The organism is Nocardiopsis sp. MG754419, assembly GCF_018207095.1.
GTDB lineage: Bacteria > Actinomycetota > Actinomycetes > Streptosporangiales > Streptosporangiaceae > Nocardiopsis.
On the sequence record NZ_QOCZ01000004.1, the window covers coordinates 1 to 25,322 of the forward strand.

25 protein-coding genes and 1 tRNA gene are annotated in these 25,322 nt (G+C 72.9%); 17 read left to right on the forward strand and 9 right to left on the reverse strand.

Annotation, left to right across the window (positions count from 1 at the left end; genetic code table 11):
* Together DSY14_RS01385 and DSY14_RS01390 are read left to right on the forward strand one after the other, a co-directional pair.
* The coding region (locus DSY14_RS01385) for a hypothetical protein (RefSeq protein ID WP_249187153.1) at positions 1-855 on the forward strand (855 nt) is incomplete at its 5' end.
* A gap of 133 nt (positions 856-988) precedes the next feature.
* A complete protein-coding gene (locus tag DSY14_RS01390) occupies positions 989-1,699 on the forward strand; it encodes a hypothetical protein (protein ID WP_211714556.1) in 711 nt (236 codons plus the stop codon).
* A gap of 27 nt (positions 1,700-1,726) precedes the next feature.
* Here DSY14_RS01390 and DSY14_RS01395 read toward each other — a convergent pair whose 3' ends face one another.
* On the reverse strand, positions 1,727-3,379 hold the full coding sequence (locus tag DSY14_RS01395) for an FAD-binding oxidoreductase (RefSeq protein ID WP_374223968.1): 1,653 nt from the start codon (positions 3,377-3,379) through the stop codon (positions 1,727-1,729).
* 17 nt (positions 3,380-3,396) lie between these two features.
* Here DSY14_RS01395 and DSY14_RS01400 point away from each other — a divergent pair, with 17 nt between their 5' ends.
* The 4 genes from DSY14_RS01400 to DSY14_RS01415 all read left to right on the forward strand — a co-directional run bounded on the left by DSY14_RS01400 (position 3,397) and on the right by DSY14_RS01415 (position 7,873).
* Positions 3,397-3,984, forward strand: coding sequence for a TetR/AcrR family transcriptional regulator (locus DSY14_RS01400; protein WP_211714557.1), 588 nt, complete (start codon positions 3,397-3,399; stop codon positions 3,982-3,984).
* A 120-nt stretch (positions 3,985-4,104) separates the two neighbouring features.
* Positions 4,105-5,640 (forward strand): glycerol-3-phosphate dehydrogenase/oxidase, encoded by a 1,536-nt coding sequence (locus DSY14_RS01405; protein ID WP_211714558.1) that lies wholly within the window; start codon positions 4,105-4,107, stop codon positions 5,638-5,640.
* Positions 5,641-5,840: 200 nt separating this feature from the next.
* On the forward strand, positions 5,841-6,392 hold the full coding sequence (locus DSY14_RS01410) for an ATP-binding protein (RefSeq protein ID WP_211714559.1): 552 nt from the start codon (positions 5,841-5,843) through the stop codon (positions 6,390-6,392).
* Positions 6,393-6,973: 581 nt separating this feature from the next.
* Positions 6,974-7,873 (forward strand): bile acid:sodium symporter family protein, encoded by a 900-nt coding sequence (locus DSY14_RS01415; protein ID WP_211714560.1) that lies wholly within the window; start codon positions 6,974-6,976, stop codon positions 7,871-7,873.
* A gap of 9 nt (positions 7,874-7,882) precedes the next feature.
* Here the strand turns inward: DSY14_RS01415 and DSY14_RS01420 are convergent, their stop codons facing one another.
* Together DSY14_RS01420 and DSY14_RS01425 are read right to left on the reverse strand one after the other, a co-directional pair.
* Positions 7,883-8,527: a response regulator transcription factor gene (locus tag DSY14_RS01420; protein ID WP_211714561.1), complete on the reverse strand. Its 645-nt coding sequence runs from the start codon at positions 8,525-8,527 to the stop codon at positions 7,883-7,885.
* The gene (locus tag DSY14_RS01425; protein WP_211714625.1) at positions 8,515-9,729 is read right to left on the reverse strand and encodes a sensor histidine kinase; all 1,215 of its coding nucleotides are present in this window, start codon (positions 9,727-9,729) and stop codon (positions 8,515-8,517) included. Before DSY14_RS01425 ends, DSY14_RS01420 begins: the two co-directional genes overlap by 13 nt.
* Positions 9,730-10,186: 457 nt before the next feature.
* Between DSY14_RS01425 and DSY14_RS01430 the strand changes: the two genes are divergently transcribed.
* The 4 genes from DSY14_RS01430 (at position 10,187) to DSY14_RS01445 (ending at position 13,743) form a co-directional block, all read left to right on the forward strand.
* Positions 10,187-11,464 carry a sensor histidine kinase gene (locus DSY14_RS01430; protein WP_211714562.1) on the forward strand — a complete coding sequence of 426 codons (1,278 nt, stop codon included), beginning with the start codon at positions 10,187-10,189 and terminating at the stop codon, positions 11,462-11,464.
* Positions 11,461-12,144, forward strand: coding sequence for a response regulator transcription factor (locus tag DSY14_RS01435; protein ID WP_211714563.1), 684 nt, complete (start codon positions 11,461-11,463; stop codon positions 12,142-12,144). Before DSY14_RS01430 ends, DSY14_RS01435 begins: the two co-directional genes overlap by 4 nt.
* 133 nt (positions 12,145-12,277) lie before the next feature.
* Positions 12,278-12,991, forward strand: a complete 714-nt coding sequence (locus DSY14_RS01440; protein ID WP_211714564.1) for an ABC transporter ATP-binding protein — start codon at positions 12,278-12,280, stop codon at positions 12,989-12,991.
* On the forward strand, positions 12,991-13,743 hold the full coding sequence (locus DSY14_RS01445; RefSeq protein ID WP_211714565.1) for an ABC transporter permease: 753 nt from the start codon (positions 12,991-12,993) through the stop codon (positions 13,741-13,743). Before DSY14_RS01440 ends, DSY14_RS01445 begins: the two co-directional genes overlap by 1 nt.
* Before the next feature lie 76 nt (positions 13,744-13,819).
* On the opposite strand, the gene DSY14_RS01450 is transcribed toward DSY14_RS01445, so the two are convergent.
* Both DSY14_RS01450 and DSY14_RS01455 read right to left on the reverse strand, forming a co-directional pair.
* Positions 13,820-14,320, reverse strand: a complete 501-nt coding sequence (locus tag DSY14_RS01450; RefSeq protein WP_211714566.1) for an LURP-one-related/scramblase family protein — start codon at positions 14,318-14,320, stop codon at positions 13,820-13,822.
* 58 nt (positions 14,321-14,378) lie between these two features.
* Positions 14,379-15,341: a DMT family transporter gene (locus DSY14_RS01455; RefSeq protein ID WP_211714567.1), complete on the reverse strand. Its 963-nt coding sequence runs from the start codon at positions 15,339-15,341 to the stop codon at positions 14,379-14,381.
* Between the two features lie 74 nt (positions 15,342-15,415).
* Between DSY14_RS01455 and DSY14_RS01460 the strand changes: the two genes are divergently transcribed.
* Together DSY14_RS01460 and DSY14_RS01465 are read left to right on the forward strand one after the other, a co-directional pair.
* Positions 15,416-16,354, forward strand: a complete 939-nt coding sequence (locus DSY14_RS01460) for a LysR family transcriptional regulator (protein ID WP_211714568.1) — start codon at positions 15,416-15,418, stop codon at positions 16,352-16,354.
* Positions 16,355-16,433: 79 nt separating this feature from the next.
* Complete coding sequence (locus DSY14_RS01465; protein ID WP_211714569.1) at positions 16,434-17,138, forward strand: exonuclease domain-containing protein; 705 nt, start codon at positions 16,434-16,436, stop codon at positions 17,136-17,138.
* Between the two features lie 138 nt (positions 17,139-17,276).
* Here DSY14_RS01465 and DSY14_RS01470 read toward each other — a convergent pair whose 3' ends face one another.
* Positions 17,277-18,104 (reverse strand): hypothetical protein, encoded by an 828-nt coding sequence (locus DSY14_RS01470; RefSeq protein WP_211714570.1) that lies wholly within the window; start codon positions 18,102-18,104, stop codon positions 17,277-17,279.
* Positions 18,101-19,042, reverse strand: a complete 942-nt coding sequence (locus tag DSY14_RS01475) for an ABC transporter ATP-binding protein (RefSeq protein WP_211714571.1) — start codon at positions 19,040-19,042, stop codon at positions 18,101-18,103. The genes DSY14_RS01470 and DSY14_RS01475 overlap by 4 nt, the downstream gene beginning before the upstream one ends.
* 174 nt (positions 19,043-19,216) lie before the next feature.
* Here DSY14_RS01475 and DSY14_RS01480 point away from each other — a divergent pair, with 174 nt between their 5' ends.
* On the forward strand, positions 19,217-20,413 hold the full coding sequence (locus DSY14_RS01480) for a histidine kinase (protein ID WP_211714572.1): 1,197 nt from the start codon (positions 19,217-19,219) through the stop codon (positions 20,411-20,413).
* Positions 20,410-21,060 (forward strand): response regulator transcription factor, encoded by a 651-nt coding sequence (locus DSY14_RS01485; protein ID WP_211714573.1) that lies wholly within the window; start codon positions 20,410-20,412, stop codon positions 21,058-21,060. The genes DSY14_RS01480 and DSY14_RS01485 overlap by 4 nt, the downstream gene beginning before the upstream one ends.
* On the opposite strand, the gene DSY14_RS01490 is transcribed toward DSY14_RS01485, so the two are convergent.
* Together DSY14_RS01490 and DSY14_RS01495 are read right to left on the reverse strand one after the other, a co-directional pair.
* The gene (locus DSY14_RS01490) at positions 21,049-21,522 is read right to left on the reverse strand and encodes an SgcJ/EcaC family oxidoreductase (protein WP_211714574.1); all 474 of its coding nucleotides are present in this window, start codon (positions 21,520-21,522) and stop codon (positions 21,049-21,051) included. The genes DSY14_RS01485 and DSY14_RS01490 overlap by 12 nt on opposite strands.
* Positions 21,523-21,992: 470 nt before the next feature.
* A tRNA-Arg gene (locus DSY14_RS01495) sits at positions 21,993-22,064 on the reverse strand.
* A gap of 120 nt (positions 22,065-22,184) precedes the next feature.
* On the opposite strand from DSY14_RS01495, the gene DSY14_RS01500 reads away from it, so the two are divergent.
* The 3 genes from DSY14_RS01500 (at position 22,185) to lysA (ending at position 25,254) form a co-directional block, all read left to right on the forward strand.
* On the forward strand, positions 22,185-22,580 hold the full coding sequence (locus DSY14_RS01500; RefSeq protein WP_211714575.1) for a response regulator transcription factor: 396 nt from the start codon (positions 22,185-22,187) through the stop codon (positions 22,578-22,580).
* Entirely contained in the window at positions 22,577-23,680 is a 1,104-nt protein-coding gene (locus DSY14_RS01505) for a DALR anticodon-binding domain-containing protein (protein ID WP_211714576.1), read from the forward strand. The genes DSY14_RS01500 and DSY14_RS01505 overlap by 4 nt, the downstream gene beginning before the upstream one ends.
* Before the next feature lie 188 nt (positions 23,681-23,868).
* Positions 23,869-25,254, forward strand: coding sequence for a diaminopimelate decarboxylase (lysA, locus tag DSY14_RS01510; protein WP_211714577.1), 1,386 nt, complete (start codon positions 23,869-23,871; stop codon positions 25,252-25,254).
* Positions 25,255-25,322: the final 68 nt, after the last annotated feature.

The following is a 25,322-nucleotide window of genomic DNA, read 5'->3' on the forward strand; positions in this document are numbered from 1 at the left end:
CCGCCGCCCGGCTATGGCGGCCCGCCCCCGCACGGCCCCGGCCCGCAGGGTCCGCCGCCCGGTCACGGCCCCCAGGGGGGACCGCCGCAGGGTCCGCCCGGACAGTACCCGCCGCAGGGCCCGCCGCCCGGCTACGGGCCGTACGGAGCCGCGCCGCAGGGGCCCGGCGCCCCGGGCACGCCGAAGAAGAAGACCGGACTCATCGTGGGCGCCGCCGTCGGCGCGGTGGTGTTGATCGCCGCCATCGGCGGTGTCGTGGTGTGGGCCACCTCCGGTGGTGAGTACACGGCCCTGCCCGACGACTGCGCCACGGTCTTCGAGGGCAATTCCCTGCACGACTCCGAGTTCGGCCCCCTGCCCTCCCTCGACGGTGGGTTCACCCAGAACGACAGCGGCACGACCGGCTCCCACGGTGAGCTCGAGTGCGAGGGCCAGTCCGGTGGCCTGGTGGTGAGCGTCAACGTCGAGTTGGTCGACCTGGACCACCCCGACGCCGAGGAGGAACTGAACGGTCTCGTGGACGAGGTGTCCGAGACGATCGACGAGTTCGGCGCCGAGGGCGTCGAACAGGGCGAGGTCGGCGACATGGACCTCGGGTACGGCGCGACCAGCCAGGTCCTGTGGGACGAGAGCTCCGTCGGTGAGCGCGGCATGACCGTGGCGTCGATCATGGGGGCCGAGGAGTTCGGCGCCGCCGGCGGCTTCGCGTCCAGCGTCTTCGTGTCCGGCAACGTGGTCGCCGGGGTCATGGTCGGTTCCGAGGGCGGCGAGGCGGACATCGAGCAGCTCTTCGCCGTGATCGAGAGTTCCGCCGCGGACCTGGAGAACCGCATCCCCCGGGTCGCGGAGCAGTAACCTTCCTGTTCGGCGGGTTCCGGCCGTCCTCGGACGTCGGGCCCGCCGGCCGACCCCGGGACCCCTCGCCGCGCGCGGGTCCCGCCGGTCGGCCACGATCACCGGAAGAGACCCCAGAGGCGGAAGCACCGACATGACCACCCACCCGTCGGCACCGGGCCCCGGTCGCGGCGACGCCGGACCGGACCGATCGCCCCCGCCTCCCCGACGTCGTCCCCTGCTGTCGCTCGGCCTGCTGGGGGCCGTGGTCGCCCTGGCCCTGGGCGGGTCGTACGTGTGGTCCGAGTACACCCACGACGACCGCGCCGCCCTGCCGGAGGACTGCGCCGCGCTCCTCCCGGAGGATCCTGCCGCGCACCTGCCCGGGGTGGAGTCGATCGCCCTGCGCGGCGGGCTCGCCGAGACGGACGAGGAGGGCGTGCTCCAGGTCGCCCACTGCGAGGCGGCCGACGACGTCGACGGCGGCCCCGCCCACTTCAGCCTCCAGGTGGTGCTGTACGACCCCGACGACCGCGACGGTGTGCGCCGGATGCAGGCGATGGTGGCCGAGGGGCAGTCGGCCCGTGAGGACGACGACTTCGAGATGGAGTACGCCGAACCGCCGATGCGGGCGGTGGAGTGGCGGTCCCTGTCGGTGGGCGACGGTGGGTACGCCACGGCGTCCCGCCCGGTGGCCGAGGACGCTCCCGACGAACTGTGGGCCTCCTTGGAGTACTCGTTCGCCAACGTGCGGGTGAGTCTGTTCCACCGCACGGAGGGTCCCGCCGACCCGGAGGAGGCGCTGGACGGTCTGGAGGCGCTGGCGGTCGGGGTGACGGAGCGGGTGCCGGACCCGGCCGGATGAGCCGTGCCCGCCGCTCCGCCCCGACGCTCAGTCCTCGGGGATGAGCTTGCCGGGGTTGAGCACCCCCATGGGGTCCAGGACGGACTTCACCGCGCGCAGCACCTCGGCGCCCAACGGCCCGAGTTCCGCCGACATCCAGGGCCGGTGGTCGGTCCCCACGGCGTGGTGGTGGGTGATGGTGCCGCCGTGCGCGACGATCGCGTCCGAGGCGGCGCGCTTGGCCCGTCCCCAGCGGACCGCGGGGTCCGTGCCCGCCCCCGTGGCCACCGTGAAGTACAGCGACGCGCCCGTCGGGTAGACGTGCGAGACGTGGCACTGCACCACCACGCCGCTCTCGTCATCGTCCAGGGACTCCGTCAACGCGGCCACCACCGCGCGGTACAGCGGCAGCAACCGGCTCCAGGACGCGGCGGTCTCCAGGGTCTCGGCCAGCACGCCCGCGGACAGCAGCGCGTCGCGCAGGTACGGGGCGTGGAACCGGTTCTCGCGCCAGTGCGCCACCGGATCCGGGCCCAACGGGGTACCGCCCGCGGCCGTCAGGAGCCGGTGCACCGCGGACGCCCGGGACCTCACCTCCGCGTCGGCGCCCTCGAAGCCCACCACCGCCAGGCACCCCGGCGTGGCCTCGCGGCCGCCCAGGGCGGCACCGACGAACGTCTCGGTCTCGTCGGACAGGCGCGCCATGGTGGGGCGAACGTCCGACTGGGCCAGCGCTCGCAACGCGTCCACCCCGGTGGCGTAGTCGGGGAACGACCACGCCTCGTCCAGGACACGCTCGGGTCGGGGCCGCACCCGGACGGCGACCTCCGTGATCACGCCCAACGTGCCCTCGGAACCCACCATGAGCCGACGGAGGTCGGGTCCGGCGGCCGAGGCCGGTGGGCCGCCCGACTCCAGCGTGCCGCGCGGAGTGGCCACCCGCAGCCCCACCACCATGTCCTCGAACCGGCCGTACCCGGCGGAGGCCTGGCCGCTCGATCGGGTGGCGGCGTACCCACCGATGCTGGCGTACTCGAAGCTCTGCGGCACGTGGCCCAGGGTGAGTCCGTGCTCGGCCAACATCGCCTCGGCGTGCGGGGTGCGCACGCCCGCGCCCAGCACGGCGGTGAGGGACGTGGTGTCCAGGGACACCAACCGGTCGAGCCGTCGCAGGTCCAGGGCGACGACCGCGGGGTGGCGGCCACGGAGCGGGGTGAGCCCGCCGACCACACTGGTGCCACCGCCGAAGGGGACCACCGCCACGCGTTCGGCCGAGCACAGCGCCAGCAGTCGCTCCACCTGGTCGTGGTCGGCGGGGAAGAGCACCGCGTCGGGTGCGGGGTCGGCCCGACCGGCGCGGCGGGCGAGCAGGTCGGGTGTGCTCTTGCCGCCGCTGTGCCGCAGCCGGGTGGCGGTGTCGGTGCGCGTGTGCTCGTCCCCGACGACGTCGGCGAGGGCGCGGAGCAGGCGCTCGTCCAGGCGCGGCGCGGACAGGGACACGTCGTCCTCCGCGGCCGGTGGTCTCGCCTCGGTGCTGGTGCGCAGGACCTGGGAGATGAGATCGCGTGTGCCGGGGTCGAGTTCGACGGCCCGGTCGGGGTCGCCCCAGGCGCACCAGCTCATCTCCGGCGCGGTGTCGGCGGTCCCGGTGCGAGGGACACCGTCGGTCTCGGCGGGGGAGTCGTGCGCGTCGTGGGTCATGCTCTACAGTTTTACATATGGCGTCAAAACGTAACGTAGAAGACGAGATCCTGGATGCGGCCCGCACCTGCGTCGAGGCCTTCGGCGTGCGCCGCACCACCCTGACCGACGTGGCCCGCCGCGCCGGGGTCAGCCGCCCCACCGTCTACCGTCGCTGGCCCGACGTCACCGCACTGGTCGCCGACCTGCTCACCCGGGAGCTCCGCCGCATCCTCGTGGCCGAAGAGGTGGGCGCCGCGAGCGACGACGGCGACGAGAGCGTCCGGGTGCGCCTGGTACGGCACGCCACCGGGGTCGCGCGCGCCATGCTCGACCATCCCCTGGTCGGCCGGATCGTCGACACCGAACCCGAACTCCTGGCGACGTACACCTTCCAGCGGTTGGGGAGCAGCCACCGGGCCGCCCTCGACCTGGTCGTGCCGGTCCTCGTCGACGGCCAGGCGGAGGGTTCCGTCCGTGCCGGCGAGCCCGAGGTCCTCGCCCACCTGCTCATGGTCACCCTGCAGAACACCGTCACCTCACGGCGGCTCTTCTCCGACGTCCTGGACACCGACGGCCTCGTCGACGAACTCTCCGTTCTCTTGGACGGCTACCTCCGCCCCTGAGGGCGAGGCGGCGGAGAGCGGAACCGAGCCGGGCCGCCCCTCTCCGACGAGGAGACACCGGGGCCCGCGCGAGCACGGTGGTGCCCACCACGGCCCCGCCGCCACGAGAAAGGAACCCCCATGCGCCGGTCCACCTCCCTGAACGCGCCCCGCCGCGCCGCCGACCTCGCCGACCTGGAGGCGCGCCCCGACATCGACGTGCTGGTGATCGGTGGTGGCGTCACCGGGGCGGGCGCGGCGCTGGACGCCGCCTCCCGCGGGCTGTCCACCGTGCTCGTCGAACGCGAGGACCTCGCCTTCGGGACCAGTCGGTGGAGTTCCAAACTCGTCCACGGCGGGCTCCGCTACCTGGCCAAGGGGCGGTTCGGCATCGCCTACGAGAGCGCCCGTGAACGGGACGTCCTCATGCGGGTCACCGCACCCCACCTGATCCGAGCGCTGCCCATGGTGGTCCCGGTCCACCGCCACACCGGTCTGGCCCGCGCCCTGCTCGCTCGCGCGGGCATGGGCGCCGGCGACCTCCTACGCGTGCTGTCCGGCACCCCCTCCTCGGTCCTGCGCGGCCCCCGTCTGCTCACCGCCCGCCAGACCCGTCGTCTGCTGCCCACGGTCGATCCCGACGGACTACTCGGCGGCATTCTGTCCTTCGACGGCCAACTCGTCGACGACGCCCGACTGGTCGTCGCCATCGCCCGCACCGCCGCCGGTGAGGGCGCCCGCGTCATCACCCGATGCTCCGCGGAGAGCCTCACCGCGGACGGGGTCGTCCTGCGCGACGGGACCGACGGCCGGCTCGTCCCGGTGCGCCCCCGCGCGGTCGTCAACGCCACCGGGGTGCACGCGGACGCCCTCGATCCCGCCGTGCGGCTCAGTCCCAGCCGGGGGACCCACCTGGTCCTGGACGGCGCGGCGCTCGGCCACCCCCGCGTCGCACTGACGGTGCCGTCCCCGGACGGCGTCGCCCGGTTCGTGTTCGCGCTGCCGCAGTCGGACGGACGTGTCCTCGCCGGGCTCACCGACGCGCCCCTCGAAGGCCCCGCACCCCGGGTACCCGAGGTCCCCGAGGAGGACGTGGACCTCCTCCTCGACCGGTTCAACACGGCCCTGGCCACCGAACTGACCCGGGCCGACGTGCTCGGGTCGTTCGCCGGCGTGCGTCCGTTGCTGCACGGGGACGGCACCAGTGCCGACCTGTCCCGCGAACACACCGTTTCGGTGGGGGCCCACGGGGCCGTCACCGTGGTCGGTGGCAAGCTCACCACCTACCGTGCGATGGCCGAGGAGGCGGTGGACGCCGCCGTCGCCGCGCACCGGCTCCCTGCGGGACCGTGCCGGACCCGTGGCCTCGCCCTGGTGGGGGCGGCCGGCCGGGAGGAGCTCGACGCCCTCGACGCTCCCCGCCGTCTGGTGGAGCGGTACGGGACCGAGGCCCCGGACGTCATGGCCGAGGCGGCGGGGGACCCGGCCCTGCTCGCCCCGGTGGTCCGTGGCCTCACCCCGGCCGAACTGCGGTTCGCGGTGCGGCACGAGGGGGCGTTGGACGTATCCGACCTGCTGGAGCGGCGTACCCGGATCGCGTGGGTCGACGACGACCGTGCCCGCGCCGAGGACGCGGCCCGGGAGGCCCTGGCCGCCGTGGGGTGGCCGAGCGCGTAAGGAAACGGACGAAGTTCCCACCGTTGCGGGGGTCCACCGAGGAATTCGGGTAACTCACCACACCGGCCACCCCTGGTCGGCGACGATGTGATCGCGTAAGGTCATACCGGTTCGAGCCCCTTCCCCCGCTCGGACGCTCCCGCAGCCGCCCCCATTACGGTTCGCACGCCCACTGAGCCGCCCCGCCGAAGGAGTCAGTCATGCCCACGCTCGTCGCCGTGCCGCCCCTCACCACCACGGAGAAGGGCGTCCTCACGGCGGTTCCGAACGAGTACCGGCACTACTTCAACGGTCGGGCACCCGTACCGTTCACCAAGCGCCGTTGGGAGTTCGCCGGCGAGCCGGTGAGCGTCCCCCTGGTCCGGGCCTTCCTGGAGACCTGCGCCGCCGGCAGGGACGGCGACTACCAGTACGTGCTCACGCTCCTGGGCGCCGAGTTGGCCACCAACGCGATCCGGCACAGCCGGTCGGGCGAGCCCGGCCAGACCTTCGTGATCCGGGTGGACCGTGGCCCGAACGGCATGACGGTGACCTGCCGCGACAACGGCACGCCCCTCAGCGCGATGGAGGGGGACGGTGGGCCGCTGTTCGCCGCGGTGCCGGAGGACCGGCTCACCGCCGAGGACGGTCGTGGGCTGGCCCTCATCGACAGCTTCGCCACCACCTGGGGTGACAACGGGCATCCCAGCATCCGCAAGGTGTGGTTCCACCTGGCCTACGACCTCACCGGGAGTTCCTGGCCCGCCGCCTGACCGGTCCGCGCGCCCGTGTCCACGGGCCGCCCGCACCCGGGGCGGCCCCACCGGGGCGGAGCACGTGCGGTCCCGAGCGCCGCGTCCGCCGGGGCGCCGGGGCGCCGGTGATTCTCGGGCCCCTCGGTGCGTTCCGTTCCTCCCGGGGTGTGCGCCCCGCGCCGCCGTCCTCCGTGCCTCGCGTCGGCCGGCGCGGCCCCGGTCCGATCGCCGCCCGCAACACCGGTGGCGCCTCGTCCCCCGCCTGGGCCGAGGCCGACGCACCGGCCGGGAACACCGTCGCGCTCTCCGCCCACCCCGCGCGGTTCACACCTCGGCCACACCCGGGATCGTTCGAGGTGTGGACCGGCGTTCGGGGTGGGGCGGCCCGGATCTTGCCAGGGAACGTGACGCGTGCCACTATCTCCTACCTAGAGGTAACTTGTGGCGTGGGTCACGAAACGGCGCGATTTCGTGAGCCCTGGTCGGCTCCGGTCGAGGCGTCCACGGGTCGCCTAAGGGTCGGCACCGTGCACCGGACGCGGTCCGGCACCGCCCCGACCGCTCGCCGCTCCGGCGGCCCTTCCCCCCAAGGCGCCCCCATGGACTCAGCCCTCACGACGGTCGGCCTGCCGATCGCCCTCGGCATCATCATGCTCGGCCTCGGCCTCAGCCTGAGCGTGCGGGACTTCACCCGACTGCTCTCCATGCCCTGGACGATCGTCCTCGTCCTGGGCTGTCAGATCCTGCTGCTGCCGGTCTTCTGCTTCGGTCTGGTGCTGGTGTTCGTCACCCACTTCGACCTCTCGCCCCTGCTCGCGGTGGGCATGATGATGATGGCGGCCTCCCCGGGCGGTACCACCGCGAGCCTGTACAGCTACCTGTTCAAGGGCAACGTCGCGCTCAACATCTCGCTGACCGCGATCAACTCGCTCACGGCCATGGTGACCCTGCCGCTGGTCACCGGCTTCTCGCTGGGGTACTTCACCGACGGCGGCTCCATCGGACTCCAGACCGACAAGCTGGTCCAGGTCTTCGCGGTCATCCTCGTGCCCGTCGCGATCGGCATGCTCGTCCGGGCCAGGCTGACCTCCTTCGCCGAGCGCATGGAGAAGCCCGTCAAGCTGGGATCGATCACCGTCCTGGTCGCCGTCATCGTCGGCGCCCTCGCCGCCGAGTGGGAGAACCTGCCCCAGTACATCGTCTCCGTCGGCCTCATGGTGCTCATCTTCAACGTGGTGAGCCTGGTCGTGGGCTACTGGGCGCCCCGCGTGGTCGGTACCCGACGCCCCGAGGCCATCGCCTCCTGCATGGAGATCGGGCTGCACAACACCACCCTGTCGCTGACCATCGCCGTCACGGTCCTCAACAGCACGGAGATCGCGGTCCCCTCCGCCGTCTACGGCGTGCTGATGTTCTTCACCGCGGCGATCGCCGGTGCCCTGCTCACGCGTCGCGACGCCCGTGACGCCGAGGCGGAGGCGGCGACCGCCGGCGGCTGACCCCGCCTCTCACCGACGTTCCAGGTAGGCCAGGACGGCGCGGACCCTCCGGTGACCGGTGTCGGTGGGGGCCAGCCCCAACTTGGCGAAGATGTTGCCGATGTGCTTGTGCACGGCGTTGGCGGTGACGAACAGGGCCGTGGCGATCTCGCCGTTGTCGCGGCCCTCGGCCATGAGCGCCAGCACTTCCTGTTCCCGACCGGTCAGTGACTCCAAGGGGTCCTTGGGGCGCCGGGTGAGCAATTGCCGCACCACCTCGGGGTCCATGACGGTCCCGCCGTCGGCCACCCGGTCGAGCGCCTCGACGAACTCGCTCACGCGCCCCACCCGGTCCTTGAGGAGGTAGCCGACACCTCCCTGCCCGTCGGAGAGCAGTTCGCCCGCGTAGTCCTGTTCGACGTACTGCGACAGCACCAGCACCGGCAGTCCGGGGAGGGAGCGGCGGGCCTCGATGGCGGCGTGGATGCCCTCGTCGCGAAAGCCCGGCGGCAGGCGCACGTCCACCACGGCCAGATCGGGGGAGTGCTCGCGCACCGCCGCGGCGAAGGTCGGCGCGTCCTCGGCCACGGCCACGACCTCGTGGCCCCGGGTGCCCAACAGCAGCTTGAGGCCCTCGGACAACAGCACGTTGTCCTCGGCGATCACGATCCGCACGGCAGCTCCGCCCCGATCACCGTGGGCCCGCCCACGGGGCTGTCCACGGACACCCGCCCGTCCAGCGCCGCGACCCGACGGCGCAGGCCCCGGACCCCGCTGCCCGCGGTCTCGTCCACTCCGCCACGACCGTCGTCGGTCACCCGCACGCGGAGCGTCCCGTCGCCTCGGGACAGGTGCACCGAGACGTTCTCCGCGCCGCCGTGCCGGACCGCGTTGGCTACCGCCTCGGTGACCACGTAGTACGCGGCGGTCTCCACGGCCACCGGCAGCTCGCCCGGGTCGGCGACGTCCAACCGCACCGGGACGGTGGTGCGCGCCGCCAGCGCGGTGAGCGCGCCCGGAAGTCCGCGGTCGGCGAGGATCGGCGGGTAGACGCCCCGGATGACCTCACGCAGTTCGCTCATGGCCTCCTCGGTCCCTTCGTGGGCCCGCTCCAGCAGCGCGGCCACCTGGGGGTCGGAGACGGACTCCTTGGCCACTCCCAGCTGCATCGCGATCGCCACCAGCCGCGCCTGGGTGCCGTCGTGCAGGTCGCGCTCGATCCGGCGCAGCTCGGCCCCGTGCGTGTCCACCACGTCGGCCCGGGTGCGGCGGAGTTCGTCCACCCGCGCGGCCAGCAGTTCCGCCTCGGAGGGCGCCAAGAGCCGGAGGCACAGCCGGGCGTGCGCCCGGGCCAACGTCGGCAGCACCAGCAGGACGAGGCCGAAGACCACGAGCTGTCCGGCCACCGTCCAGAGGGCGACCGCCCAGCCGTCGATGGTGAACTCGTACGGCATCGGCCGCATGTCGACGGGGAAGGCCCACCACAGCAGGGCCTGCACCGTGTTGATCAGCATTCCGGGAAGCACCACCGCCACCAGGCCGCCCACCACGCTCACCACGGTGTGCACCGGCAACCACAGATGGACCCGGCGCACCGTGGGGTCACGCCACATCACGCGCCACTCCAGGGACGAACGGGCCGGTAGCTCCGGGACCTCCTCCCCGAGGTGGCGGGCGGCCCGCCGCCGTTCGTGATCGGCCAGGGCCGCCACCAGCTCCGACCAGCGGGGGAGCAGCAGCAGGCCCACCCCGCCGACGGCGATCATCAACACGACCACCGCGCTGAGCGGCAGCAGCACCAGGCCGGCCAGCCCCACCGCACCGGCGAACAGCAGATAGCCGCACGCCCGCAGCGCTCTTCCCCACACGTCTCGCATCACGCGTTCCGCTCCACGTTCTGTCCACGGGCCCGGTCCTCGATCGTGCCGGGTTCCCCGTACGTCGAACAGTCTGGTCGACCCGGGACCCGCGGGACACTACAGCCAGCCACCCCATCCGACCTCCCGCGTACGGGAACCCTCGTGGTCACGGCCCCGCGTGGGGCCGGTGTCCCCACGGCACAGTGGATCATGGCGGTGGTCGTGGACCAGATGCGCAGGGCTCGACGGCCTCCCCCGCACACCGGAGGACGCCGACGGCGGAGCGCACCACACCGCGAGCCCGGCACCGGCGCCGGGGGCCCTGGCGCCACCCCGCCGAACGGGAGGCGAGCACGGGGGACCGGATCCGGTCACCGGTCCCACGGTGGGGACCGGGGCCGCACGGCTACCGTGGTGGAGACCCCCGAGGAGACCCTGTGAGCGCACACCACCCATCGCGACGCCCCGCGGCGCCATGACACCGGCGCCCCGCCGCCACCACTGGACGACCATGGGCGGGACCGGGGGCCCCACACGCCCCAGGTACGCGCTGGACAGCGCCTTCGCCGTGGCCTACGTCATCGTCGACCCCTCCACCTGGTGGCGCCTGACGTCCCTGGACCGGCTCGGCACCGACCCCGGGGAGTGGGTGGGCGTGGTCCTGCTCGCCCTCGTCCCGATCGGGGTGGTGCTGCGCTGGAGGTACCCGGCGGGCGCGTTCGTCACGGTGCTCCTCGCGACCCTGCTCGGAATCCTGGGCGGGTGGACCGCCGCCCCGTTGGCGGCCGCCGCCTGGACGCTGTACCCCCTGGCGTTGACCTGGGAGGGCGCGCCCTCGCGCCGAGGACCGGGGCGCACGGCCCTGGGGGTCGCCGCGCTCGGCGGGCTCGGCGCCCTGGTGATCGGTGTGCTGTTCTGGGCCCCCGCCCGGGTGTCGGCCGGGCTCGCCTCGTTGTCACCGCTCGCCCTGCTCGCCCCGCTCGTCCTCCTGGCGCCGCTCGCCCTCTCGTGGTTGCTGGGCCGGGTGGTCCGGGAACGCCACCTGCGGGAGGAGCGTGACGCCGCGGACGCGCTCGCCCGCGCCCAGAACGAGGAACGGCTCAGGGTGGCCCGGGAGGTCCACGACATCGTGTCGCACACCCTGGGCACCGTCGTCGTCCGCGCGGGGGTGGTCCGTCACGTGCACGGTGACGACCCCCGGGCGCTCCGGGAGGCCTTGGCGGAGATCGAGGAGGCCGGTCGCGCCGCCACGGACGAACTCCGCCACGTCCTGGGGATCCTGCGCGAGGACGGGCCCGCGCCCCTGGCGCCCCAGGCCGGGGTGGAGGGCCTTCCCGTCCTGGTCGAGACCGCCCGGGCCGCGGGCGTGGACTGCCGGATGCGTGCCCAGGGCACCGAGCGTCTGCCCGCCACGGTCGCCACGAGTGTCCACCGGATCGTTCAGGAGTCGCTCACCAACGCCGTCCGGCACGCCCCCGGCACCACCTGTACGGTCGACGTCATCGCCGACGAGGACGCGGTGGAGGTGAAGGTCCTCGACACCGGACCGGCCCGCGGTCCGAGCGGCGCCGAGCACCCCGTGTCGCCCCCGACCCCCGCCCCGGCGGCGGGTACCGGCACCGGACTGATCGGCATGCGCGAACGGGTCACCCTCCACGGGGGGACCCTGTCCGCCGGCCCACGGCCCGGCGGCGGACACCGCGTCCACGTCCGCATCCCTCTGGCACCTCGGCCCACGGAAGGGCGACGATGACCGACGACCCCCACCGCCCCGTCCGCGTCCTCATCGCGGACGACCAGGACCTCCTGCGCGGTTCGCTGCGCATGCTCGTGGACCACGATCCCGCCATGACCGTGGTCGCCGAGGCCCGCACCGGCAGGGAGGCCGTCGAGCTCGCCGCGCGTACCGCACCCGACCTGGTCCTCATGGACGTGCGCATGCCCGACCTGGACGGGCTGGCCGCCACCCGGAGCATCTGTGCCAACTCCGACGCCACCCGCGTCATCGTGCTCACCATGTTCGACCTGGACGACTACGTGTACGGCGCGCTGCGGGCCGGGGCCAGCGGCTTCCTGCTCAAGAACAGTCGGCCCGAAGAGCTGCTGCGCGCCCTGCGGCTGGTCGCCGACGGGCAGGCCCTGCTCGCCCCCGAGGTCACCGGCCGCCTCATCGCCGACGTCGTCCGCTCCGGCGGTCGTGGTGTGGACGACACCCCCTGGCGGGTCGACGCCTCCGGGCTGACCCCGCGCGAGCGGGACGTCGCCACCCTCATCGGTCGGGGTCGGTCCAACGCGGAGATCGCGGCGGAGCTGACCCTCAGCCACGCCACCGTGAAGACCTACGTGAGCCGGCTGCTGACCAAACTCGACGCCCGCGACCGTGCCCAGTTGGTGGTCTTCGCCTACGAGAGCGGCCTCGTCCGGGCGGTCTGAAAGCCCCCGCGACCCCGCGCCCGGGCGTGCGGGCTCACACTCGGTGAGGACCCGTATGTCCCCCGAGGATGACACTCCCACTGTCCACCACGGGCCGATGCGCCGGTGGGGCCCCGGAAACGACGATGAGTCCATGATCGAGATACGCGGACTCACCAAACGCTTCGGTGCCCACACCGCCGTGGACGACCTGTCCTTCACCGCCGCCGCCGGGCAGGTCACCGGGTTCCTCGGCCCCAACGGCGCGGGCAAGTCGACCACGCTGCGCATGCTGCTGGGGCTGGACCGGATCGACGCCGGCACCGCCACCGTCACCGGGGTGCCCTACACCTCGCTGCGCCGACCGGGCACCGTCGTCGGAGCCCAACTCGACGTCGGTGGCGCCCACCCCGCGCACACCGCCCGCGCCCACCTGGCGTGGATCGCCCGCGCCAACGGTCTTCCGCTCACCCGGGTCGACGAGGTCCTGGAGCGGGTCGACCTGACGCGTGCCGCGCGTGCCCGTGTGCGCACGTTCTCCCTGGGCATGGGTCAGCGGCTCAACCTGGCGGCGGCACTGTTGGGCGACCCCCGCGTGGTGGTCATGGACGAACCGGTCAACGGACTCGATCCGGCCGGCATCCGGTGGATGCGGTCCTTCACCCGGGGGTTGGCCGACGAGGGGCGTACCGTCCTCCTGTCCAGTCACCTGATGGACGAGATCGCCCGGATCGCCGACCACTTGGTCGTGATCGACGGCGGGAGGTCGGTGGCCCAGGGCACCCCGGAGCGGTTGACCGACGGGCACGACTCGTTGGAGGACGCGTTCTTCGCGCTCACCTCCGAGGTGCGGGGAGGTGTGTCCTGATGCTGGTGGACGTGCGGGCGGAGGGGCGCAAACTCGTGACCCTGCCGGTGGTCCCGCTGTCGATGCTGGCGACCTTCGTGGTGACGGTGGCGCTGGCGGGTATCGCGAGCTGGTCGATGGCCGGGCTCCTCGACGACGCCGGGGCCGGGATGGACTTCTCCCCGGAGGACGAGGGCTTCCAGTCCGTGCACTTCGGGCAGGCGGGGATGGTGGTCCTGGGGGTGCTGGCGGTCGGCGGGGAGTTCGCCGGCAACCAGGTGCGCACCTCGCTGTTGGCGATGCCCGGACGTCTCCGTTTTCTGGCGGCCAAGGCCGCGGTGGTGGCGCTGCTCGCCGCACTGACCGCGTCGGTCACCGTGCCCCTGGCGTTCACGGCCTCGCAGATCGCCCTGGGGGAGTACGGGATGTCGCTCTCCACGGCCCTCGACGCCGGGGTCCTCACACCCATGGCCGGAGCGGTCCTGTACTGGGTCCTGCTCGCCCTGCTGGCCGCCGGATGCACGGTCCTGGCCCGCAACACCGTGGCGCCGTTGGCGGTCCTGGTCGCCCTGGTGCTGGCGTTGTCGCAGATCCTGTCCATGGTGACCGACCTCGGCGGGCTGTTGCCGGACCAGGCCGGGTCCCTGCTCTACCTCACCGACAAGGAGAACGCGTTCGGGCTGGACGCGCCGCAGGGCGGAGCGGTGATGGCCGCCTGGGTGGCGGTGGTGTGGCTTCTGGCGGCGGTGAGGTTCGTGCGCCGGGACGCCTGAGACCCCGGGGCCCGAGGACGGCGGGTGCCCCGGTAGCCGGGGGCCGGGGCGGTTCCGTCGCCCCGGCCCGACCGGATCAGTCGTCGTTGTCGGAGGTCAACGCGTCCACGGCCACCGCGACACTGATCACCAGGGCCGGGTCCCCGGCCAGGTCCTTGCGGTGGGTGTTGACGTCCACCGCGTAGGTGTCGCGCATGCGGAACCACTTGCGGGAGACCACCGCGACGGTGCCCTCCTTGTCACTGATGGAGTACTCCTTGTCGAGGAAGCTGCCGACGACCTCCCAGTCCGGGGCGCCCTGGATGTCGACGTCGAGCTTGTCGCGAATGGGGTTGAACAGGCGCTTGCGGACGGTCGCCACGGTCGAGCCGTCGTGCTCCACCCGCATCTGGTCGCGGACCTTGAAGAGCTTCTTGCGGATCACCATGAGCACCTTGCCCCCGGGATCCTTGAGTTCGAAGGTGGTGCGGATCTTCAGAGCCTTGCCGTCCACCCAGAACACCTTGTTGTTCTGTTCATCGGTCACCCAGAAGTCGTCACCGATGTCGAAAACGCGTTCGCGTACCAGAAACTTCATGCCCCGACGCTAGTTCACCGGAGTACCGGGCACGACGGCGGCTCCTGACGTGATCGGCTCAGGTCGTGCGCGATCCGCGTTGCGCCACCACGATCGCCAGTACCACCAGAGCGCATCCGACCAGCTGAACGGAGGTGGCCCGTTCACCGAGGACCAGCGCGCCCAGAAGCACGGCCATCACCGGAGGCAGGACCAGGACCGCGGCGCCGGTCGTCGCGGACAGGCGGGGCAGGGCCGAGCCGACCAGCAACCACGTCAGGACCTGCCCGGTCAACGCCAGCAGCGACAGCCAGACCCACGCCCGGGCGTCCAGGGACATCAGGTCGATGCCGCTCCACAGCGCGCCCAGGAGGCCGGCCGAGACGGCGGCGGTCGCCGTGGACACGCACACCGGGGTGACCGTGTGGCCCCGACCTCCGGCCAGCCGGGACAGGAACAGGTACCCCGCGTAGGTGATCCCGGCCGCCAGGCCGTACGCCAACCCCAGCCACGGATCGCCCTCGGGCCCGGCGTGGGCGGCCGTGCCCTGGCCCACGGCCCCCGCCGCCAGCGCCAGCCCCACGAGCATCACCGGGAGCGAGGCGAGGAACCCCCGGGAGATCCGGTCTCCCAGGAAGGCCCAGACCAGCAGGGGGAAGACCACCACCTGGACGTTGAGAAGGACGGTCGCGATCCCGGCCCCCACATGGTGGATGCTCGCCGCCCAGAAAACGTAGTCCACGCCCAGGAGCAGCCCGGCGGCGGCGTCCAGCGCCAGCAGTCGCGCGGGCCTGCGGCCCGCGCGACGGAGCTCGACCAGCGCCATCGGTACGAGCACCACCAACGCCAGGGCGCACCGCAGGAAGGCGGCGGTCCCCGCGTTCGCGCCGGACAGACGGACGAACACCCCGTTGGCCGAGGTACAGCCGGAACCGACCACCGCCAGCACGGTCGGATCGATCCGGTCCAACAGGGACCCCGTGCCGTCGCGCACCGGCCGTGCGCCTCGCCGCTCTTCCCGGCCGCTCTCCCGTCGAGTCATGGGTACCAGCCTGTCGACCCGGACCCGAAAACAAAAGCAATGTTCTTGCTCTGGTAATCGGTAGTGTTGCTTACGTGTTCAGTATCGAACGACTCAGAGCGTTGGTGTCCGTGCGGACCCACGGCAGCATCGCCGGCGCCGCCCGGGCCCTGCACGTGACCCCTTCGGCGCTGTCCCAGCAGCTCACCAAGTTGGAGCGGGAAGCGGGACAACGGTTGCTGGAGCCTCAGGGTCGGAGCGTGCGGCTCACGCACGCCGGCCGGGTCTTGGCCGGGCACGCCGCCCGTGTGCTGGACCAGGTCAACGCGGCCCAGGCCGACCTGGCCGCGTTGGACCGACAGATCCTGGGGCCCCTGCGTCTGGGCGGGGTCGGGAGCGCGGTCCGCAGCCTGGTGCCAGGGGCCCTGTCGACCCTGCTCGCCCGCCACCCGGGGCTCGTCCCCACCCTGCGCGACGGCGAGGTGGTGTCCTTGTTGCCCGAGCTTCTGCGTGGGGACCTGGACCTGGTCCTGGCGGAGAGTTGGTCCAGTCGTCCCGTGGCGTTGCCCGCGGGGGTCCGCACGGCCGACCTGGTGGACGAACGCGTGTGTCTGGCCCTCCCGGCCGGACATCCCCTCGCGGACCGCGACACGGTCGCCCTGACCGCGTTCGGGGGAGCGGACGGCGAGAGTCGTGTCACGTGGGCGAGCTGTCCCGAGGGGACCGAGCCCTACGAGGCCATCCTCCAGGCTCTGCGCTCGTGCGGGGTGGAGCCCGACATCAGGTACCGGCTCGCGGAGATCCCCTCCCAGTTGGAGTTGGTGGCCGCGGGACTGGCCGTCGCCCTGGTCCCCGACCTGGGCCGACGCACCGCGCCCACCGGTCTGCGGTTCGTGCCCACGGACCCGCCCCTGCGCCGGGCGATCAGGGCGGTCTGGCGGGCCGACACCGAGACGCCGGCGGTCCGCGCCTGCGTCGAGGCCCTAATCGACCTCGACCCCGCACCGGTGGACGCACCGATCGGGGCACCATGACCCGACCCGCCTTGTCACCGTCGATCGGTAATGTCACTACCGTGTTCGGCATCGGACGACCGGAACCGCGAGGAACCACGTGAACACCTCTTGGCACACCCGCCCCATGGCCGCCTTCGACATCGAGAGCACCGGACTGGACGTCGAGAGCGAACGGATCGTCACCGCCGCCCTGTGGCGGATCGACCCCGCGCAGGGCACCAAGGAGGTCACCGTCTGGCTGGCCGACCCGGGCATCGAGATCCCCACCGCGGCCACCGAGATCCACGGCATCACCACCGAGCGGGCCCGCGCCGAGGGGCGTCCCGCGGGCGAGGTGGTCAAGGAGATCGCCGCCGCCCTGGAGGCCGTCGCCGCCGACGGACTGCCCGTGGTGGTCTACAACGCCCCCTACGACCTCACCCTGCTCGACCGCGAGGTCACCCGCCACGGCCGCTCCCTGGCCGACCGGCCGCTCGTGGTGGACCCCCTGGTGCTGGACAAGCGCGTCGATACCTATCGGCGGGGGTCCCGCAAACTCGTCGACGTCTGCGCCCACTACCAGGTGCCCTTCGCCCAGGAGGAGGCGCACGGAGCGGCCGCCGACGCCCTGGCCGCCGCCCGCCTGGCCTGGCGGATCGCGGCCGATCACCCCGAGATCGCCGAGATGTCCGCCGCCGACCTGCACGACGCCCAGATCAAGTGGAAGGCGGAGCAGGCCGCGAGCTTCCAGGAGTACCTGCGCCGGCGCAACCCGGACGCCGTCGTGGACGGCACCTGGCCCTTCACCCCCGCCACCGTCTGACCGACGGACGCCTCCGTGCGCGGACCACGGTCCGCGCACGGAGGCCTCCGGGGTGGCCCGCACGGGTGCGAGTGATCCACGGGGGCGTTCGGGTGCCGAAGGTCCCCGCCGTGTCGTGGGGCGCCCGGAGCACACCGACTACACGTCCCGGCGGGAGAACACCGCCACCGCTCCGGCCACGAAGACGCAGACCCACACCACGATCACGGCCACGGCGGCGAGAGTGGGCAGATGGCCCTCGGAGCCCGGGACGGTCATGCCGGCCACGCTCTCCACCGCCGCCCCCGTCATGTACCGGGGCACGTTCTCCCCCCACCACGGACCCAGGAACGGCGCCAGGGAGACGGGGAGCAGCCCGAGCAGCAGGACCGCCACGAACGCCCCCGGGGCGCTGCGCAGCACGACCGCCGCGCACGCGGTGAGCAGCGACTGGACCACCGTGCCCAGCGGCACGAACACCAGCACGGCGCGCAGCATCCCCGGCGCGGTCAGGCTCAGGGACTCCTCCCCGGCCATGGCCAGGACCCCCTGGGTGATCGCGAAGCTCACCAGGGACACCACCAGCCCCACGGCGGCGCCCACGGTCGACACCACCACCAGCTTGGCGACCAGAGGACGCCACCGACGCGGGGTGGCGGTGAGCGTGTACACCGCCAGGCCCCGGTACTCGGAGGCGATCACGTGGGCGGCCAGGGCGGCGAAGGCCAACGTGGCGAAGTGGCTTCCGAAGAACACCACCGCGTACTCGCCCTCCGCCTGTTCCCGAGCGAGCGCCGCGCTGTCGCCGAAGACCACCATGAGCGCGCTCACCCCGGCCGTCAGGAGGAGCGCCACCAGCACCATCACACGGTTGGCGGGCAGTGCCGGGAACTTCCGCCACTCCGACCCCAACGCCGCCCCGAACCCGGGCGGGCGCACCTCGCCGAGCGTCGTGTCCGCTTCCCCTCGTTCCACGACCCGCGTCATCGTTCCCCCTCCGTGACCGCCCCGGCGGGGGCGAACCGGTGACCGGCGCTGTCACCGGTCAGCCGCATGAACACGTCCTCCAGGCTGGTGCGCTCACTCGTCAGGGCGTGGAGCGCGATCCCGTACCGGGCGGCCACCTCGCCGACCGCGGCCGGATCGGTGCCGGTCACGATGAGCTCGCCCGTACCCCCCGACGCGGCCGGTTCCACGGACCAGCCGTGGTCCGTCAGCGCCGCGGCCAGGGCCTCCGGGCGGGGGCAACCGACCCGCACCCGGCCATGAGCCCCGCCGCCCGTGAGTTCGTCCACGGTGGTGTCGGCGACCAGGCGCCCGGCACCGATCACCACCACCCGGTCGGCGGTCTCCGCCGTCTCGCTCATCAAGTGGCTCGACAACAGGACGGTGCGCCCCTCGGCGGCCAGGCGCCGCAGGAAGGTCCGGATCCAGCGGACCCCTTCCGGGTCCAGCCCGTTCACGGGTTCGTCCAGGACGAGGGTCCCCGGATCGCCGAGCAGGGCCGCGGCCAACCCCAGCCGTTGGCGCATCCCCAACGAGAAGTCGCCCACGCGTCGGCGGGCCACGTCGGCCAGGCCGACCGTCTCCAGTACCTCTCCGACCCGGCGGCCGGGCAGGTTCCCCGCCCGGGCCAGCCAGCCCAGATGGGCCGCGGCGGTGATGCCCGCGGGGATTCCGGCGGTGTCGAGCAGCGCCCCCACGGAGCGCATTGGCGCGGACGAGGCGGCGTAGGGCGCTCCGTCCACCAGGGCCGTGCCCGCCGTGGGGCGTTCCAGCCCCAGCACCATCCGCATCGTCGTGGTCTTGCCCGCGCCGTTGGGCCCCAGGAACCCGGTGACCCGACCTGCCGGAGCGGTGAACGTCAGGTCGTCCACCGCCCGGTTCCCTCGATAGACCTTGGTGAGGCCCCTGACCTCGATCACGTCGTCCTCCCGTCGGTGTTCCCCGGTCCCGTCGACCGTTGCTCCCATATCACCGGGCGGGGTACCGGGCCCGCGAGCGTCGAACGTGGACGCCGGGATCCACAAACGTTGTCGGTCCGACCGGCCGGGGCCGGACCGGTCCCACCAGGGCCGGAACCGGTCTAGCGTGAGGGCATGTCCGACGACGCGCGCGTGCCCCGCCCCTCACGGAGGACGGTGGTGTTCACCCTCGCCTTCGCACTGCTCGCGTGGGCGAACGGCGCGTTCTGCCTCCTGGTGCTCCCCGTATCCGATCCGCGGGTGGTGTGGGCCGGCAGCGCGCTGATGGCCCTGGTCTCCCTCACCGCTCCGTGGCTCCGGCACCGACCCGCCACCATGGCCGTGGTCGTCGCCCTCGTCGGGGGCGCGCTGTACACGACGGACACGGTGTGGAGGGCGCTGGCGGCCGAGGGCGGTCTGGTGTGGCCGCTCCTGGCCGCGGCCTGGGCGTCGGCCAACCTCGTCGCCCGCGCCCGCGCCCCGCGTCAGTACGTGGTGGGCGGCGCGGCCCTGGTCGCCTACGTCCTGGCGGCCGCCGCTGTGCACCTGCCCGGTGGCGTTCCGGTGCTGGAGACCCTCAACGCCTCCGCGCCGGTGCTGGGCGGGGTGAGCCTCAGCCTCTTCACGCGACTGGCCGAGGCCCGTCGCGCGCGTGCCGCGCAGGAGGCCCGGGAACGCGTACTCTTGGCCGAGAACGCCAGGGCCGACGAGCGCGGTCGGCTCGCACGCGAGATGCACGACGTGGTCTCCCACGAGGTGAGCCTCATCGTCCTGCAGGCGGGTGCGCTGGCGGTCTCCTCACGGGATCCCGAGGTGCGCGCCGCGGCGGACGGCATCCGTGCCGCCGGGAGCCGTGCGGTCGAGGAGCTGCGCGGCATCATCGGTGTCCTCCACGACCCCGCGGCGAACCGACCGGAACCGCCCGGTCCCGCGCGGGGGGAGGACGCCCCCGACCCCCTCGCCCCGGTGGACCCCGCCCGGGCCGCCGGCCAACGTGTCGAGGTGGTCTCCGACACGGACCTCGACGCATTGCCCGCGCACACCGCGCGGGCCCTGCACCGGGTGGTCCAGGAGAGTCTCGCCAACGCCCGTAAACACGCGCCCGAGGAACCGGTCCGGCTGTCCTTGCGCAGCACACCGGGGGGAGTCGTGTTCGAGGCGACCAACCCGCGGTCCTCCACCGGCCCGATCCTGGCGGGGGCCGGCATCGGGCTGGAGGGGCTCCGTACCCGGGTGGAGATGCTGGGCGGCGGACTCGAGGCCGGACCCACCGACGACGGGGCCTTCCGGGTGTCCGTCGTCCTGCCCGTCGATTCCGAGGAGAACCCGTGATCAGTGTGCTCGTCGTCGACGACGAACCCATGGTCCGCGGCCACCTGCGCACCATTCTGGGTTCGGCGCGGGACATCGAGGTCGTGGCCGAGGCCGCGGACGGTGCCGAGGCGGTGGAGGAGGTCCTGCGGCACCGACCCCGCGTGGTGCTCATGGACCTGAGGATGCCGGGGGTCGACGGGATCGCGGCGACCGAGCGGATCACCGCCCTGCCCGAGGCTCCCGTGGTGGTCGCCCTGACCACGTTCGACGACGACACCCACGTGGTCCGTGCCCTGAACGCGGGGGCCGCCGGCTTTCTGGTCAAGTCCACGCCGGTGGAGGACCTGGTCAACCTGGTGCGGGTGGCGGCGGACGGGCACTCGGTGCTCTCCCGGGGCGCGGCCCGCGGACTCCTCGGCGCGTCCACGTCCTCGGCACACGCCCGTGAACGCGTCGCCGGGCTCGGCCCGCGCGACCGCGACATCCTCGGCTGCCTGGGCGAGGGCATGTCCAACGCCGACATCGCCGCGCACCTGTTCTTCGCCGAGACCACGGTGCGCAGCTATGTGTCACGCCTGCTCACCCGGTTGGACCTGCGCAACCGGACCCAGGCGGGGCTGCTGGCGCGGGAGGCCGGCCTGTCCGCTCCCGGATCACCCCGCTGACGGGGGCGGGTCGCGGTAATCGGCGGGGGAGAGTTCCCCCGCACGGGCCACATGGGTCTCGGCACCGGAGACCCGGTCGGTGTTGTGGGCGGCCACGGCCCGCCAACCGTCGGAGTCGCGACGGACGACGAAGGTGAAGACCCCGGAGCGGCGGTCGGTCGTGGCGCCGTCGAGCCCCGTCTGTCCGGTGATCGACCATCGGCAGTGCACCACGGCGGCGTCCGCGCCGAGGTCGCGCACCCGCGTCCCCGACAACCTCAGCGTGGAACCCGGGAAGATCACCCGCAGACCGTGGTCGTGGGCGCGCCGGATGGACTCACGGTCGCGCCACCACAGCCCCACCACGTTCACGAAGTCCGCGTCCGCGACGAACAGGTCCGCGATACCGTCCGGGTCGCCGCGGTTCCACGCTCGGGCGAAACCCGCGGCCACGTCCTCCGGACGGTCACGACCCCCCGTCATGAGCGCCCACGGCCGCGCACGGCCACGCCACCGTCGAAGAAGCCGCGGTGCCCACCGGCCCGGTGCTCCGCCCCGACCGGTCGTCGTTCCACGTCCCGGGACCCGCGCGCACTCGTTCCCACACGTCGCTCCGGCGTACCGATCCGCATCCCGGCTCCCTCCACGGAGACCTCGACCCTGGCATGGACGTCGGACTCTACAGTGACCTCGATCGAGGGGCGGCGGGGGAAGGGTGGGGGAGGCGAGCGCGGCCAGGGGCACGGGGTCCACTCGCGGGGAACGGAGGCCGGGTGTGGTCGCGCGTGCGGGTGTCGGGGCGGTCCGTGAACAGGCGGGGCCGGGTACCGCGTCCGATGCTCTCAGACGCTCCGACACCGAAGCGGCATCCAAGGGCCGGAAACAACGAAAGGCACCCCGTAGGATGCCTTCTCGCCCGGTCGGGTCCGTGATGGAACCGGACTCTCTCTTTGTGCCCCCTGCAGGATTCGAACCTGCGCACCCGGCTCCGGAGGCCGGTGCTCTATCCCCTGAGCTAAGGGGGCGCTGTGCTGCGTGCACAACTGTAGCAGGGGTTGCGGGATGTTCGTCCCATTGCTGTGCCCCACCGACCGATACCCGATTCCAGTGGTGCCACCGCGCTCCGCGACGGTAGTGTCACGGGCGTGAACGCCCTTCCCGTACGGGTTCTCGTCGTCGAGGACGACGAGGTGATCCGCGAACTCATCCGCCTCAACCTCGAACTGGAGGGGTTCGAGGTGTTCACCGCCACGGACGGGCAGGACTGCCTCGAGCGGATCGGGCAGGTCCGGCCCGACGTCATCACCATGGACGTGATGATGCCCCGGCTGGACGGGTGGACCACGGTGGAACGCCTGCGCACCGACGGCTACGACCGGCGGATCGTCATGGTGACCGCGCGCGCCCAGGCCGACGACCGGCGACGCGGCGAACGGATCGGCGTCGACGACTACATCACCAAACCCTTCGACCCCGACGAGCTGGTCGACCTCATCCGTGCCCTGCACGGGGAGGGCGGCGGTGTGGGGGGAGCCGTGTGACGCCACGCGCACTGGAGGCCGTGGTGCGCCGTGCCGCGCGACGCGCCTTCGACCTGGACGACGCCGACATCCCCCTGGTGTGGCCGCGCGCGGACCAGGCGGCCGGGTCCGTCGACGCCGCGGTGGCGCTGCCGCCCCGCCTGGTGGGTCTGCTCCGCGACCGTCTTCCCAAGGGGCGCGACGACACCCACCGCCGTTCTGTGGCCGCGCGCCTCGTCACCGAGATCGACTCCCTCGCCGCGGAGGGGATGACCGACGCGGCGTTCGCCGAGGTGTCGGGCGACGAGCGGGGCTTCGTCAACGTCACCTTCAGCTGCGACCAACGTCAGAACCTGGTGGAGGCCGCCGCCGACGGCCCCGCGTTCCTCACCGGGCGCCCCTGGACGGGAACGGGGGAGTGGCCCCGCTCGGACCTGCGCAAGGCCGGCCCCGTGGCCCAGGCCCGACGGTTCGCGCGCGCCGACGCCCGCGCGCGCATCGCCCTGGCACTGGGCACCGACGACCCACCGCCCGGTCCGACCGGTGAGGTCTCCTGGCGTGACCTCCACCTCGACACCGACCGCGCGCGTCTGCACACTCCGGCCGCCCGCACCCTGGGGCGGATCGGCGAGGACAGTGCCCGGGTGGCGTTCTGCCGGTCCGTGCCCGAACGGCCGCGGCAGAACGAGACCACCGGACACGACCTGCCGGTGCTGCCCTCCGCGGAGCGTCCCGGGGCGTGGGCCCGGCTCACCGAGGCCAACCCCGCCTTCCGGCTGCGCTACGCCCACGCGCACGCGCTGACCAGTCTGCGTTGGGCCCGCGACGGGGTCTCCACGACCGAGTGTCGGCACCACGACAACGCCGGGGTGCGCACCCTGCTCTTCGACGGCCCCGGTGTCCTCGACACCGCCGCGCGCCGAGAGGAACCCCATATCCTGGTCAGATACCTGGAGGCGCTGACCAGTGCCTACGATGAGTGGCGGAGGGGTTCCACCGCCGACGTCGAGGGGGAGGCGCCCACACGGGCCGCCCTCGATCCGGCTCTGCCGGCGGCGGTCGCCGGTGTGCTCGACACCGGACTCTTCCTGCTCGGGGTGTCGGCGCCCACAAGGCTGTAGGCACCCCGCCCGCGAGGGACCCCGTGGGGCGATCCCCACCCCAGTGTCCCGATCTGCTTAGTGGACAATGGGCAGGGCCCCCGAACACCGGCACCGGCGCCGCCCCGCGGTCGGCCGCGGACACAGCAGCGCCACAGCCGTACACAGCATCACCACGGAAAACACGAAGGCCCAGCCGAAAGACCGCCATGAGCCGCTACGCCCACCCCGCCGGATCCCGCCACGCGGAGATCCTGCCGGAGGACAACCCGCCGCTGCCGCCCGAGGACCTCAACGCTCTCGACGAACGCGTGTGGCCCGCCACCTCCCGTCGTCGGGACGGGGAGCTCACCGTGGGCGGAGTCGGCGTGCGCGCCCTCGCCGCCGAGTACGGCACCCCGCTCTTCGTCATGGACGAGGAGGACTTCCGTTCCCGCGCCCGTGACTACTCCACCGCCTTCGTCGACGCCGACGTCTACTACGCGGGCAAGGCCCTGCTGACCAAGGCCGTCGCCCGCTGGGTGATCGAGGAGGGCCTCAAGCTCGACGTGTGCTCCGGCGGCGAGCTCGCCGTGGCCCTGGCCGCCGGTGTGCCCACCGACCGGATCGGCATGCACGGCAACAACAAGTCGGTGGCCGAACTGCGCCGCGCCGTGGAGGTCGGGGTCGGTCGCGTCATCGTGGACTCCCTCGACGAGATCGACCGCCTGGCGGCCGTCGCCGCCGAGCTCGACGCGCACCCCAAGGTGCTCATCCGGGTCACCACCGGGGTGGAGGCGCACACCCACGAGTTCGTCGCCACCGCCCACGACGACCAGAAGTTCGGGTTCGCGCTGAGCACAGGCGCCGCGGCCGAGGCGGTCCGACGTGTCCTGGCCGCCGACCACCTGGACCTGGTGGGCCTGCACTCCCACATCGGTTCGCAGATCTTCGACACCTCCGGGTTCGAGGTCGCCGCCCGCCGTGTGACCCGCTTCCTCACACAGATCCACGAGGAACTCGACGTCACCCTCGCCGAGCTCGACCTCGGCGGTGGCCTGGGCATCGCCTACACGTCCGACGACGACCCCCTCGACCCCAAGACGATCGCCGAGAGCCTCACCGCGATCGTGCACCGTGAGTGCGTCGACGCGGGTCTGCCCACGCCGCGCATCGCGGTCGAGCCGGGCCGCGCCATCGCCGGTCCCGCCGGCATCACCGTGTACGAGGTCGGCACGGTCAAGGACGTGGAGGGCATCCGCACCTACGTCAGCGTCGACGGCGGGATGAGCGACAACATCCGCACCGCCCTGTACGGCTCCGAGTACACCGGACGGCTGGTCTCGCGCGAGAGCGACGCCGCGCCGATGCTCTCGCGTCTGGTCGGCAAGCACTGCGAGAGCGGTGACATCATCGTGCACGACCTGCACCTGCCCGCCGACCTGCGGCCGGGCGACCTGGTGGCGGTGGCCGCCACCGGCGCCTACTGCTACTCCATGGCGAGCAACTACAACCATCTGCCCCGACCCGCCATGGTGGCGGTGCGGGACGCGAACGCGCGGGTCATCGTGCGCAGGGAGACCGAGGAGGACCTCCTCCGCCTCGACGTAGGCTGAAACGTTCGTCCCCCGGGCGTCGACCGGCGTCCGGAAAGGTCGGACACGAGAGAAGTGGGAGTCACGCC